Origin of the sequence: Faecousia intestinalis, assembly GCF_040096185.1 — a bacterium.
Lineage (GTDB): Bacteria > Bacillota > Clostridia > Oscillospirales > Oscillospiraceae > JAZOXB01.
This window is the reverse complement of the sequence record NZ_JBBMFF010000270.1, coordinates 57,088-70,365: the sequence shown is the minus strand read 5'-3', so window position 1 is coordinate 70,365 and position 13,278 is coordinate 57,088. Positions and strand designations below refer to the sequence as shown.

Genomic DNA, 13,278 nt, shown 5'->3' with positions numbered 1-13,278 from the left:
TATTCGGTAGATGAAAAAGGGTATTTGCGTTGACTTGCTAAAATAAACCTACTACACTATAGCAAGGCGGTAGTTTTAATCTATTATCGGAGGTGCCAGATGAAAAAGAAAACATGCTGTGTCACGGGACACAGGGATTTACCGCAGAATCAGATCAACTATGTAAAGGCTGCCCTGCTGCGTGAAATTGAAAAATCGGTTGCGGACGGCTTTACCTGCTTCATGAGTGGGGTCGCGGAGGGCGTGGATCAGTATTTTGTGGAAATAGTTATGGAAAAGCAGAAAGATGATCCTTCATTGGAATTGATTGCCGTAATCCCATATCAGAAACGGCTGGACAGTCTCAGGGCAAAGAGGCGGACCTATGAAATGCTGGAGGCTTGCCGTGATGTGGTTGTGATACAGGAGGAATACCAGCCCAGCGTCTATTCCCACCGCAACCGCTATATGGTGGAACACTCTGACCGGGTAATCGCGGTGTATGACGGGCGGGAAAAAGGCGGAACCGTAAGGACGATCCGCTTCGCACATCAAATGAAAAAAGAACTGCGGGAAATACCCGTGGGAGAAATCTATTTCCCGAAAAAGTAAAACAGAATAAGACAACTTGGCACAGCGCTCACTTGGACAGTGGGCGTTTTCTTTTGCCCGAAAGGAGGCATTTTTATGTGGAGTATCATAACACACCTTATCGCATTTACAGCCGGTACGGTAGCCGGCGTTGTGCTGCTCTGTCTGATGCAGGCAGGAAAAATGGCGGATGAAGGTTACGAAAATATGGAACGGAGGAATAATAGATGAATACTGAAATTGCGGAATATATCAAAAACCATATCCGGGAGTATTTACCGCCGGAGTATCAGGAGGCTCATATCACTCTGGAAGAAGTGACAAAAGGAAATGACCGGAGGCTTACCGGCCTTATGATCCGAAACGACGGAGAAATTACTGTCCCGACAATCTATTTGGAACCCTATGCCAAGCAGCTTGCGCAGGGGCGGCCAATGGATGAAATCATACGGGAAATCGTACAGATCAGGACGGAACAAGATACCAGGGTTCCCTTTGAAGTATCGGACTTAATGGATTACAGACAAGTAAAGCCCATGCTTGCTATCCGTCTATGCGATCCTGAACAAAACCGGGAGTATTTGAAAGATAAACCGTTTACCCCGTGCGGAGAGTTGGCTGCGGTCTACCGGATTCAGGTCATGGAGAGCAAAGAGGGTGTTGCCTCTGCTGTTGTTACAGATCGTATGATGGAATTGTGGGGTGTTACTAAAGAGCAGCTTCATCAGGATGCAGTTGCGGCAGAAACAGAAAGAAGCCCGGTCTGTTTTTACAGTATGGAAGATATGATGGACGAAATCATGTTCTCGTCAAAACCTGAAAATCTGTTTGAGTGCACAGAACCGTTGGATGCAGCTACTATGCCAATGTATGTTCTGACAAATGCCAGCAAAGTAAACGGTTCCGGGATTCTTGCGCGGGACGGGGTTCTGGATAAAATCGGTGAGCTGCTTGGAAAGAATTTCTATGTTCTCCCCTCGTCTATACATGAGGTGCTGATCGTACCGGATAATGGCGATATGCAGGCAAAGGAACTGGAAAGCATGGTTAAGGAAGTTAATGCGACCCAGGTGGCTCCGGCTGACCTTCTTTCCGATAAGGTACAGTATTATGACCGGGCGGCAAAAACTCTTGGCCGGAAACAGGAAAAGGGGCTCCTGGAACGGCTGGCAGAAAATAAGGCGCAGGTAAAAGAACAGGCAGAAAAAGCACCAAAGGAAAAAACAGCGGCAAAACAGGAACCGAGTTTATAAGGGCAGCTATGCGGCTGCCTTTTCTATATTCAAAGAAATGGAGGATGACAAGTGAAATTAGTGATTGCAGAAAAGCCCTCTGTCGCTATGGCTTTGGCGGCGGTATTGGGCGCAGATGAGAAAAAGGACGGCTATCTGGAAGGCGGCGGCTACCTGGTGAGCTGGTGCGTCGGCCACCTTCTGGAGCTGGCACAGCCTGAAGCCTACGGGGAACAGTATGCCAGATGGCGCTATGGCGATCTGCCGATCCTGCCGGACGAATGGAAATATGAGGTGCCGAAGGACAAGAAGAAACAGCTTGACCTCCTGTGCCGGCTGATGAAGGACAAACGGGTGGATTCCGTGGTGTGCGCCACTGACGCCGGACGCGAGGGTGAGCTGATCTTCCGTCTGGTCTATGAGTATGCCGGGTGCAGGAAACCGATGGAACGCCTCTGGATTTCCAGTATGGAGGACGCGGCGATCCGGGACGGTTTTGAACACCTGCGCCCCGGTAAGGATTATGACCGTCTCTATGAGGCCGCGGTTTGCCGGGCCGGTGCGGACTGGCTGGTTGGGATCAATGCGACCAGGCTGTTTTCTGTCTTGTACGGCGTCACCCTGAATGTCGGGCGCGTCATGTCCCCAACGCTGGCGCTTTTGGTGCAGCGTGAGGCAGAGATTCAGGCATTTACCAGCAGGCCCTTCTATGTCCCAGAGATCACTTGCGGCGGTCTTACTGCTTCCGGTGATAAGCTGGCGGAAAAACAGGCAGCAGAGACAATCCGCAGGGAATGTGACGGGCAGACGGCTTCTGTCCTTTCAGTGGAAAAGCAGGTAAAGACCGTACAGCCTCCCCGCCTCTATGATCTGACGACCTTGCAGCGGGAATGTAACCGTATCTACGGCTACACCGCCCAGCAGACCCTTGACTACCTGCAATCCCTCTATGAGAAAAAGCTGGCGACCTATCCCCGTACCGACAGCCAGTATTTGACCGAGGATATGCAGGCAACCGCCGCCTCCCTGATCCTGTGGCTGCGGGACAACATGCCTTTCGGGAAAGGATGCCTGGAAGAACCGGATATTGACCGGGTAACGGATGGCAGTAAAGTCACCGACCACCATGCCATTATTCCCACCGTGGAGATCGCCCGGACGGACCTGTCTGCTCTCCCTTCCGGGGAACGGGATGTTTTGGCGCTGATCGCCATGAGGCTCCTTTGCGCCACCGGCCAGACGCACCGCTTTGAGGCGGTCACGGTGGTACTGGATTGTGCAGGCCATTCCTTCACAGCGAAAGGAAAGACCGTCTTGCAGGTAGGTTGGAAGGAAATTGAACGGCTCTACCGCATGGGGCTGAAACAGGCGGAACTGGAAAAGGAGGACCCCGCAGACGCGGCCTTGCCGGAGCTTACCCAGGGCCAGACCTTTGAACCGGTGGCAGCAGGCGTCCGGGAAGGCAAGACCTCCCCGCCAAAGCACTATACGGAGGATTCCCTGTTGGCAGCTATGGAAACGGCAGGCGCGGCAGACGCACCGGAGGATGCAGAGCGCAAGGGTTTAGGCACCCCGGCTACCCGTGCGGCTACACTGGAAAAGCTGGTAACAACCGGCTTTGTGCAGAGAAAGAAAAAACAGCTCATTCCCACGGAAAAGGGAACCAACCTGATTACGGTCCTGCCGGATAATATTAAATCCCCGCTGCTTACCGCGGAATGGGAATCCAGACTAAAACAGGTGGAGCGCGGCGAGATCAGTGCGGAGGCTTTCATGGAAGGGATCGCCGATATGAACAGGGGGCTTGTCAAAGAACATACCGCACCGGAGGAACGGTTTGCCGGCCTGTTCCCTTACGCAAAAGGAACCCGGCGCGAGGCTGTCGGCACCTGTCCCCGCTGCGGCGGCACTGTGTATGAGGGCAAAAAGGGATTTTTCTGTGAAAAGCGAGACTGCTCCTTTGCCCTCTGGAAATATAACAAATTCTTTACAGGTAAGAAGAAAACCCTGACAAAAACCGTTGCGGCGGCCCTTCTGAAAGAGGGCCGCGTTTCTATGTCCGGGCTTTACAGTGAAAAAACGGGCCGGACCTATGACGCGGTTGTGGTGCTGGATGATACGGGCGGCAAGTATGTGAATTTCAAGCTGGAATTTCCGGCGAGGAAAGGTGGGCGCAAATGAGCGCCCCACCGGAAAGAGAACTGACACGATCCGAGCGGGCGGCAATCCGAAGGCTGGTGACGAGTTTGTGCGCCAACTATGACTGCCAGGATAAGCTCTGCCTCCCCCTGGACTGTCCCTGCTACATGCTGAATAAATGGTGGACCGGCGCGTTCTGCCGTTATTTCCGGGCGGCGGTGCTGCCTACGGAGCCAAAGCTGGAATCTGCCCTGACCGGTGAAGATACTTCTCTCAGGCAGAAGATATGCCCGGTCTGCGGAAAGGCTTACCTTCCGGTCACAAGCCAGGCGTATTGTTCGGATTTTTGCCGTAGCTTTGCCAGACGGAAATCCGAGCGGGAACGGAAACGGCGCAGGCGGCAAAACAGAGGGTGATGTGTCCGCAACTTAGCCCAATCAGGCCAGTGTTTTCAAGGGTTTTAAGGCCCTGTTTACGGGGCGCCTATATTAGAATACTCCCGGCCTCTGAAATGGGGCTAAGTTGCGGACAAAGGGCGCATTTTAGTGCTCTATTTTTATGACAGTTTGGAGGGATGCTTATAGAAAAAATACCGATTGTGCCGGAGATCATGCGGATCGATACCAGGACGCAGGCCATTGACATGCAGCAGATCGGCAACCGGCGCTTCCTGTTCAATCCAAAGACCGGCGTGCTGGTCCTGGGCCGCCAGTATCAGGAAACAAGTCTTGTAAATGCCAGCCATGCCGTGGAGCTGGCAGATGCGGGAATCACAAAAGATTTTGACGATTTTGTGCGGGGCTGGATCGGGACCGGCAGGAACTATCCCAAAGGGGTGATCCACTTTGCCCCATGTGTAGATTCCGGAAACATTTCTCTTTTTGACCGGGCTTTTGACACGCTGGAAATGTTCAGGGAAAACGGTGCTCTGGCCGGAACGGTGGTACGGGGCTTCGGGAGCCGGTGGGAACAGCCCTTATCTGCGATCCTTACGGATTTACAGAAAGAGGAACAAAAGCCCTCCCTCCGGCAGCAGCTAAGGAAAACGCCGGAGGGCAAAGCTGTCCGGCACAGGAAAGAAAACCAACAACAACGATAGGAGGCGATTTTTTGAGTATCAACCATATTGAAACAGAGGACCTTCGCCGTATGGAGGGAAAAGGCGGCCTGATTTTGCAGGGCTGCGGCGGCGAGCTGCAGGAATGGCTTGACGGGATCAATGAAATGTTCACCGAGGCCGGTATTCTGAAAAACGGCGCGAAGTTCCAGGATATTTTTGCTTTTGAGTATAATGATTCTCCCTGTCTGCTCTATCCCTTTGAGGGTGTGGACCTGGAGATTGGGAAACTTGCCATGTGGCGTTTGCAGACCCATGAGACTTTCGGTGGCACATGGCTCTCTGATTTTGTCCCCAACCGTCTGGGCGGGTTTATCGGGGAACCGGCGCCGGAGCCGGAAAAGCCGGACTGCGCGCTGATCGGGCAGGACGGCAATATTTTTAACCTGGTGGGGATCGCTGAGCGCACTTTGCGGGAGCATGGGCTTACAGACCAGGCAAAGGAAATGAAGGACCGGGTATTTGCTTCCGGCAGCTATGGCGAGGCGCTTTGTATCATCGGCGAGTATGTGAATATCACAGATACGGAGCCGGAACAAAGGCCCTCCCTCCGGCAGCAGCTTAAAGAAACGAAAACAGCGGAACCGTCTGCCCGGCTAAAACCGGAAAAGCAGCAGGAACGATAACAGGAGGTGCCGATGGAAAAAGAAAAGACTTACGGTGTATGGGCGGTGCGCAGCGCCGCTTCAATCTTTGGGCGGGCGGAAAGCTGGTGCAAGGAGGCCGGCAGGCCCCTTGAATTTGCCTCCCAGGAGACAGCCGAGGCTTACGCGAAGGAGTGTAACAGCCGCACGACTGCCAACGTCCACTATTTTGTAAAGGAAAAGGAACCGGAACCGGGTGCTGTCCGAAAGGACGGAACACAGCCGGACAGAGCTGCCCGCGCCCATGAGGAACAGACGCCCCGAAACGCGGCGATGGAAAAACTGAATGAGATTCCCGGCAGGCAGCTTTCCAAAGATCCGGACCCTTTGGTGGAAATCCGTTCCGCGGTACACAGCAATTATGCCGGCATGGTCGCCATGCTTGCGGCAGACAACCGGGTCTATCTGGGCCGCGAGGAACACTATCACTATCAGGACGGGCTTACCTCCTATTACGATAACGGCGACGGCTCCCTATGCTTTGTCACAGACCGGGCGGATATGTATTATTTCCTCTACGGTGAGGGCTGGGCCCATTCTCAGGCGGAAATGCTGGAGCGTGGGCTTACATCGGATCAGTATGCGGAGTTTGCCCGGCTACAAAACGGCGTTCTCCGGCAGTTTGAAGCACAGCGGGAAATCCTGTTCGCCGGGCAGCCCTTCCAGCCGCCTGAAAGCTATCTGCGGAACGCGGAGCTTTACGAGGAAGGACAGACCGGCAATTATAATATGCTGGACGGCAGGCTGAACAACGAGCCCCCGGTGAAGCCGGACCTGACGGACGGCCAGACCCACGAGGAAATCCGGGAGCTTGCCCCGGAGACCTTGCCGGAAGAAAAGCCCTCTGTCCTGGACCGCCTGAAATCCGAGCGCCCGGAGCATGAGGCAAGGCAGATCACACCGCCTGTCCCGGAAAGGGGGCTTTGAGTATGGGGACCAAATTTGAAGGCGTAGACATACTGGACTTTCTGGGGCAGGTCGTAGAACTGCATACACAGCATTATAAAGAAGATTTTGACGTGGATAAAGAACTGATCCAAAAGGTGGCCTTATCAGGAGAACCGGAGGAGCGGCGCCTTCTCTGGATGTCACGGCCCTGCGGCACCTATTGTTTGAGCGAGCGGGAGGTGTATCTACAGGAAAGCAATGAAAATAAAGTGTGGATGTTCTACCATGAGCAGACGAATGACCCGATTTTAGCTTATGCCCTTACATTGGATGGTTTGCAGGATGGAAAAGTGACCGGCACCATCTACCCTCTGGATTACCCTTCCCATGTGGAGCGGGTGAAATCACTGTCCTGTCCCATTGACCGGGTAACGGTGACATTCGAGGACGGCGTACAGTTTACCTTGCCCTATCAGTCCCGGAGACGGCAGATCAATGAGCTTATGCCGGAGCACGGCACGCCAAAATCCATGCAGTACGCGCCGGAAAGCGAGCGGGAGCTGGCGGTGATCCTGCGCCGGGAACGGCTGAAACGGGATTACCATGCAAAGCCGGGCAATGTTCAGGAATACATGGAAAAATTAAAAAAGGCGTCCATGCGCGGCAGGCTCAAAGAGGCCCAGGCCGCCGTCGCTGCTCCCGGTAGAGGCGCACCCCATAAAGGCGGGCTGGACCGATGAAGGGCGGACGGGATAAGCGGTCTGTCCGTGTGGAGTTTGTTCTGACCGAGGCGGAGGCTGCTTTGATAAAAGAGCGCATGGCAGAGCTGGGGATCACCAACCTTTCCGCTTATCTCCGCAAAATGGCGGTGGACGGTTACATCATTCACCTGGATATGGGCGACATTCAGGAAATGATACGCCTCCTTCGTATCTGCTCCAACAACTTAAACCAGTACACCCGGCGTGCCAATGAAACCGGCAGCGTTTATGCTGCGGATGTGGAAGATCTGCGTACCCGGCTGGATGACCTGTGGAATGGTATGGATAAGCTGCTCCGGGGATTTGCAAACATTTCGTAAACGGAGAAAATAGCCGTTGCTTTCCGGGAACCGGCACGGTAGAATTTTGGCAGAGGGACATGATATTTTCCCGTGGAAGGAGGCTTGACCTATGCGTCTGATATTCAAACTGTTGGCGTTTCCCTTTGTCCTGGTTACGGGGCTTCTTTATCTGGTGTGCAAGTTCCTGGTGATCGCATCCGGCGCGGTGCTGGGGATTTTATCAGGCATTGTATTTCTGGCGTCGCTGGTGCTGTTCTTTACTGCCGGAGTGTGGGCCGGGCTTGCATGGCTGGTGATCGCGTTTCTGATAAGCCCCTACGGTCTGCCAATGGCGGCGGCCTGGCTGGTCGGGATGATCGGCGGCGCAAACCACGCACTCAAAGATTTTGTATTTGGATAAACTTATGGGCGGGGCATTTTCGGTGTCCCGCCCTCTTTTTCACTATTCGGGGCTGTCTCACAAGGCAGCTTTTTCTATTTGGAGGGATCACATGAAAGACACAACACAGCTATATATCTATCCGGCTTCCTATGTGCGTGAGCATGGAGAACTGGAACAATACCGTGCTTCCTATAAGGCAAATATCGCCTGTAAGGAGGCAATCGAACAGGCCATTGCCGATCACTACCGGGATAACCGCCTCGGAACGGAGGCAGTACATCAGGTTTTGGAACAATTCGGTTATGACCGGATGTTTTATGTGCTTGCGGGCACGGTCCGGCAAAAGGATTGGGATGGGCGTATTTCCCGCGATAACAAAGCCTGGGCGAAAACCATTCCGGTCTACGAGAACCCGGACGGCTTCGGCCAAGATCGGAATGTTTACTTTGTGGTGGATCGTAGCCACCCCGGACTTGTCGATCTCTTTCTTACGCAGGCCCGGCTCGATTATACAAAGGAACATGGGAAGAAAGTCTCGATCCGCGAAGGCATAAAACAGAGTACAGAGCGGACGGCAGCCGTACATGCACCAACAAAACGGAAAGAGCCGGAACGTTAATACATTTTCAAATTCGCACAAAACAGATACTTTCCCTATTGCTTCGTGCAGTTCAAAAAACGATTATTTCTAAATCCGTTCAAAACCATTGTATTTTCTCTTGCTTTGCGTTATAATGAAAACAAAAAAGGAGGCTGTGCAATGGAACGATACAAAGAGCTTGCCGCTTTGCGCTGTTTTACACATGATGATATGGTGCAGCTCGCCGGATCAGAAAGTTCCGCTGTATGGCAGATAAAGAGTTATCTGCAAAAAGGATATATCGAGCGTGTGCGCCGCAATCTATATGCGGTCATCAGCATGGAAACCGGACAGGCGATCCCGAACCGCTACCAGATAGCTTCCCGCGTGACAGACGATGCCTGTGTGTCCCACCACAGCGCCTTTGAATACTACGGATATGCGAACCAGGTTTTTTATGATGTGTACTTCACCACCCAAAAGCGCGTCCGCCCGTTCTCTTATGACGGCGTAAATTACTGTCCGATGGCCTGCCGGGGAAATACGGACATCATAAAAACAGACACCGGCATCCGCGTGACTTCTTTAGAGCGGACCGTGATAGACAGTATAGCGGATTTTGAAAAAATCGGAGGCCTGGAAGAATTGTTGCGCTGCCTTCTCCTGATTCCTTCGCTTGATTACAGCAAACTGCTTGACGCGCTGGAACTGTATGGCCGGGCGCAGCTATATCAAAAGGCCGGATTTATTCTTGAAGCATGGAAAGAGGAACTGTCTTTACCGGAACCGTTTTTTGTGGAATGTGAAAAACGGTCTTCTGCCAGTAAAACCTATCTCTTTGAAAAGCAGGGCGATTTTGTCCTTCATAACAGATGGAAACTGTTTGCTCCAAAAGATTTGAAAACGATCATAAATAAGGGGGTAACTGATTATGATGCGCTTTGACCGTATTACGCTTGGCAGGCAGGCCAAAGAACTCGGCTTTGTCCGTGACACCTTTGAGAAAGTCTGCCGCCTCGCGGATGTTCTTTCTTTTATGGAAAGCGATGGGTTGCTTGCGGACAGCCTTGCCCTGAAAGGCGGCACGGCGATCAATCTGACGATTTTTGATCTGCCCCGCCTGTCGGTTGATATAGACCTGGATTTCTCAAAGGATGTATCAAGGGAAGCTATGCTAGCGGAGCGGGAGCAGATCAATGAACACATACAAAAATACATGGCGGCTTCCGGCTATACGCTGAGTTTGAAATCAAAGCAATACCACGCGCTGGATTCCTTCGTGTACGAGTATGTGAATGCCGGAGGAATGAAAGACAACCTGAAAATTGAGATCAACTATATGCTCCGCTGCCATGTGCTGCCTGTTTCCCGCAGACCGGTTTATTTGCCATGGAACGATCAGGAGCTTACAGTATTAAACGTTGATCCTCTGGAAATCTTCTCCGCAAAGACGGTCGCCCTCTTAAACCGGGCGGCCCCGCGGGATTTATATGATATGTTCAATATGCAAAAGTATGGATTGTTTGACGAGACGCAGGAACCGCTTTTCAGAAAGTGTATCATGTTCTACGCGGCGATTGCTTCGGAAACCGTGCCGGAATACTTTGACCTCAATGGTATCGGCAGCATATCCGCACGGAAAATCAGGACGGACCTTACACCGGTGCTGCGCCGTGGAGAACGCTTTGACCTGGCCTGTGCGCAGAAACAGGTAAAGGATTATTTAGCCGCGATTCTAAAACCGGAAGATACGGAGCTGTCCTTCTGGCAGGCTTTTGCAGAGGGAAACTATCAGCCGGGCCTTTTGTTTGACGATGCTGATATTCTCTCGCGTGTTGAACATCACCCGATGGCACTATGGAAATGCGGCGGGCGGATGCCAAAGTAAAAAGATACACCGGCACTATAACGAATACATACCAAGGGCTGTCCTTCCGGGCAGCTCTTTCATTTTGGCAAGGGGGTGATCCTGATAGCAACCACAAGACTAATGCCGCTGCATGTGGGAAAAGGGCGGGATGTGTCTACGGCCATTGCGGACATCATTGACTATGTGGAGAATCCGCGGAAAACGGATTTTGGAAAATTCATTTATGGCTATGAGTGTGATACCCGAATCGCGGATGCGGAGTTCCTTCTTTCCAAGCGGCAGTATTTGAACCTGACCGGGCGGGACCGGGGCGCGGATGATGTGATCGCCTACCACCTCCGGCAAGCCTTCAAGCCCGGCGAAGTCACGCCGGAAGAAGCGAACCAGATCGGGCGGGAGCTCGCACTGAAACTGACAAAGGGCAATCATGCCTTTGTGGTGTGTACCCATGTGGATAAGCACCATGTTCATAATCACATCATCATCAATTCCACCGCCCTTGACTGCACCCGGAAATTCCGCAACTTCTGGGGCTCTACCTGGGCGATCCGGCGCATGAATGACAAGCTGTGTCTGGAGCACGGTCTGTCTATCGTGGAAAATCCAAAACCCAGCAGGGACCACTATGGCACATGGCTGGGAAATACGAAACAGCCCTCCTTCCAGGAGCAGCTACGCCGGGCAATCGACGCGGCCCTGGAAGAAAGGCCGAAAGACTTTGAGGACTTCCTGAAGAAGCTGGAGGCTGCCGGAATCGAAGTCAACCGGGAACGCAAGAACCTCCGGCTCCGGGGGCCGGGGCAGAAAAACTATACCCGGTGCAATACGCTGAAAGGCGACTATACCGAGCAGGCGATACAGGAACGGATCGAGGGCACCCGCACGGCAAAACCCCGCCGTACTTTTTCGCAAAAGCCCGTTCCAAAGGCTGGGCTGCTGGTGGATATTGAGGCAGCGGTCCGGGCCGGCAAGGGACCGGGCTATGAACGCTGGGCGAAGGTATTTAACTTAAAACAGCTCTCCCAGGCGGTGATCTACCTGAAAGAGCATGGAGATATGAGCTATGAAGATTTGCTGGAAAAAGCTGCTGCGGCTACCATCAGCTTTAATGCACTGTCGGCAAAGATCAAGGAACTGGAATCGCAGATGACCGCCAATGGAGAATTGCAGAAACAGATCGTGAACTATGCCAAGACGCGGGCGGTCTATGTGGAATACCGCAAGGCTGGTTATAGTAAAAAGTTCCGGGCGGAGCATGAGGCGGATATTCTATTACACCAGGCGGCGAAGAAATATTTTGACAGCATAGGAATCACAAAACTGCCCTCCGTCAAATCGCTCCGAGAGGAATACGCCGGTCTGCTGGAACAGAAACGGAAAGCCTATGCCGCCTATAAGCAGGCCCGGTCTGATATGAAGGAGCTTCACAATATCAAGGCCAATGTGGACTATCTGCTGGACATTCCTGCGTCTCAGGAGCAGCAGAAAGACAAGCAAAAATCCCGACAATAGTTTTATGTTGCTCCCAGTTTTCAGCGTTCCGAAGGAACGCGCAGCCGTCACCGCAGGTGACGATCTCAGGGGTTTGGGGATATGTCACCAACAAGCATTTTAGAGGGTTTCACGGCAACGGGAAATCCTCTAAAATACGCAATCTTACGGAAGATTGCATTGCTTGCCGGTAGTATCGTGAATTACTGATAACCAGTTTTGTTCTCTAATCTTTGCATATTCCACAGAGATAAATTGACTTTTCAAGGCAAGTGGTGTAGACTGTGATTAGCTAAAACTAACCAAAAGGAGGGCGCACAATGACAAATCAATACATGACAAAGCTGTACCATGATCTGCTCTCCAACTCTCCGCAGACAGTGACAATAGATATTCCGGCTGATATGGGAACAGGTCAGATTTCACAGGTTGTTACAAAGCAAGGAGCTGTTGTATCAGACTGGAAAATGAATTATTTTTCAGATATGAATGTGCAGGGTGTAAGCTGCGAAGATTATATTCAACTTTTATTTTGCTTTAATGATGGCGTATCGTGGAATATTGCAGATGCACGTCAATGTGTCAGCATACAGAAAGGCGAATCCTGTATTTATCGAGGACATGGTAAGATGGAATATCTGTGTTATTCCGGAAAGACAAACTTTCTTTTCAAAAATATAAAAATTCCCATGCCCTATTTTCATAAAATTTTGAGTGACTACTTTGAAGATAGTGAGATAGATGCTTATGAGTAAAAATTATTGACTGGCATTTCAAAAGTGAGTATCACCCCGTATATGGAACATATTTTTGCGGAGTTAAAAGATTTTACGCAATACCGGGGCGGTTTAGGGTATTTATTTCTGGAAAGCAAGGTCTTTGAATTGCTGTCCGTGTATTTGAGTGAAGTATTGGAACTCAGTATTCTTTCATCGAGTTATATCAGCATTTCTAAAAGTGACAGGGACTCAATTACCGAGGCAAAGCGGATTATCGACAGCCAGCTTGCTTTTGCACCGAGTTGTGAGAAACTGGCGAAAAAGGTCAATATCAGTGTTTCCAAGCTGACAAAGGGATTTAATTCTTTATTTGGGACATCGGTTCACGCATACATCATAGATCAAAGACTGGAAAAAGCGGCAGGGCTGCTTTTGGAAAGCGACTTGAATGTAAGCCAGATCGCAACGCTGGTTGGATATTCAAAACCAAGCAATTTTGCGGCTGCGTTCAAAAAGAAATATGGAGTAATACCTAAGAACTATAAAGATGAAAATACGATTGGCTAAACCTAAAAAAATACCG

General features: G+C 51.5%; 16 protein-coding genes. All 16 read left to right on the top strand.

Translation table 11 applies throughout. The features are described 5' to 3' along the window. Positions 1-42 precede the first annotated feature (42 nt). The 16 genes from WMO66_RS13880 to WMO66_RS14550 all read left to right on the top strand — a co-directional run bounded on the left by WMO66_RS13880 (position 43) and on the right by WMO66_RS14550 (position 13,262). Positions 43-591 carry an SLOG family protein gene (locus WMO66_RS13880; RefSeq protein WP_330621745.1) on the top strand — a complete coding sequence of 183 codons (549 nt, stop codon included), beginning with the start codon at positions 43-45 and terminating at the stop codon, positions 589-591. Positions 592-797: 206 nt separating this feature from the next. After that, positions 798-1,823: a DUF5688 family protein gene (locus tag WMO66_RS13870; protein ID WP_009249980.1), complete on the top strand. Its 1,026-nt coding sequence runs from the start codon at positions 798-800 to the stop codon at positions 1,821-1,823. 51 nt (positions 1,824-1,874) lie between these two features. After that, positions 1,875-3,983, top strand: a complete 2,109-nt coding sequence (locus WMO66_RS13865; protein ID WP_349136976.1) for a DNA topoisomerase 3 — start codon at positions 1,875-1,877, stop codon at positions 3,981-3,983. Next, positions 3,980-4,357: a cysteine-rich VLP protein gene (locus tag WMO66_RS13860; protein WP_009249982.1), complete on the top strand. Its 378-nt coding sequence runs from the start codon at positions 3,980-3,982 to the stop codon at positions 4,355-4,357. Before WMO66_RS13865 ends, WMO66_RS13860 begins: the two co-directional genes overlap by 4 nt. Positions 4,358-4,584: 227 nt before the next feature. Continuing rightward, positions 4,585-5,040 carry a hypothetical protein gene (locus WMO66_RS13855; RefSeq protein ID WP_257362925.1) on the top strand — a complete coding sequence of 152 codons (456 nt, stop codon included), beginning with the start codon at positions 4,585-4,587 and terminating at the stop codon, positions 5,038-5,040. A gap of 11 nt (positions 5,041-5,051) precedes the next feature. Then, positions 5,052-5,684, top strand: coding sequence for a hypothetical protein (locus WMO66_RS13850; RefSeq protein ID WP_009249984.1), 633 nt, complete (start codon positions 5,052-5,054; stop codon positions 5,682-5,684). Positions 5,685-5,696: 12 nt separating this feature from the next. Beyond that, positions 5,697-6,629 (top strand): DUF4316 domain-containing protein, encoded by a 933-nt coding sequence (locus tag WMO66_RS13845; protein WP_009249985.1) that lies wholly within the window; start codon positions 5,697-5,699, stop codon positions 6,627-6,629. Positions 6,630-6,631: 2 nt separating this feature from the next. Further along, entirely contained in the window at positions 6,632-7,330 is a 699-nt protein-coding gene (locus WMO66_RS13840; RefSeq protein WP_009249986.1) for a hypothetical protein, read from the top strand. After that, positions 7,327-7,671, top strand: coding sequence for a plasmid mobilization protein (locus tag WMO66_RS13835; protein ID WP_009249987.1), 345 nt, complete (start codon positions 7,327-7,329; stop codon positions 7,669-7,671). Before WMO66_RS13840 ends, WMO66_RS13835 begins: the two co-directional genes overlap by 4 nt. 91 nt (positions 7,672-7,762) lie before the next feature. Continuing rightward, positions 7,763-8,053, top strand: a complete 291-nt coding sequence (locus tag WMO66_RS13830) for a CD1845 family protein (RefSeq protein WP_009249988.1) — start codon at positions 7,763-7,765, stop codon at positions 8,051-8,053. A 91-nt stretch (positions 8,054-8,144) separates the two neighbouring features. Beyond that, a complete protein-coding gene (locus WMO66_RS13825; protein WP_009249989.1) occupies positions 8,145-8,654 on the top strand; it encodes a DUF3849 domain-containing protein in 510 nt (169 codons plus the stop codon). A 141-nt stretch (positions 8,655-8,795) separates the two neighbouring features. Further along, positions 8,796-9,560 (top strand): type IV toxin-antitoxin system AbiEi family antitoxin domain-containing protein, encoded by a 765-nt coding sequence (locus WMO66_RS13820; RefSeq protein ID WP_009249990.1) that lies wholly within the window; start codon positions 8,796-8,798, stop codon positions 9,558-9,560. Beyond that, complete coding sequence (locus WMO66_RS13815) at positions 9,547-10,503, top strand: nucleotidyl transferase AbiEii/AbiGii toxin family protein (RefSeq protein WP_009249991.1); 957 nt, start codon at positions 9,547-9,549, stop codon at positions 10,501-10,503. Before WMO66_RS13820 ends, WMO66_RS13815 begins: the two co-directional genes overlap by 14 nt. Positions 10,504-10,587: 84 nt before the next feature. Then, positions 10,588-11,997 carry a relaxase/mobilization nuclease domain-containing protein gene (locus tag WMO66_RS13810; protein WP_044983844.1) on the top strand — a complete coding sequence of 470 codons (1,410 nt, stop codon included), beginning with the start codon at positions 10,588-10,590 and terminating at the stop codon, positions 11,995-11,997. A 299-nt stretch (positions 11,998-12,296) separates the two neighbouring features. Continuing rightward, a complete protein-coding gene (locus WMO66_RS14555; protein ID WP_435387808.1) occupies positions 12,297-12,731 on the top strand; it encodes a hypothetical protein in 435 nt (144 codons plus the stop codon). Between the two features lie 6 nt (positions 12,732-12,737). Continuing rightward, positions 12,738-13,262 carry a helix-turn-helix domain-containing protein gene (locus tag WMO66_RS14550; protein ID WP_435387807.1) on the top strand — a complete coding sequence of 175 codons (525 nt, stop codon included), beginning with the start codon at positions 12,738-12,740 and terminating at the stop codon, positions 13,260-13,262. The last annotated feature ends 16 nt before the right edge of the window (positions 13,263-13,278 follow it).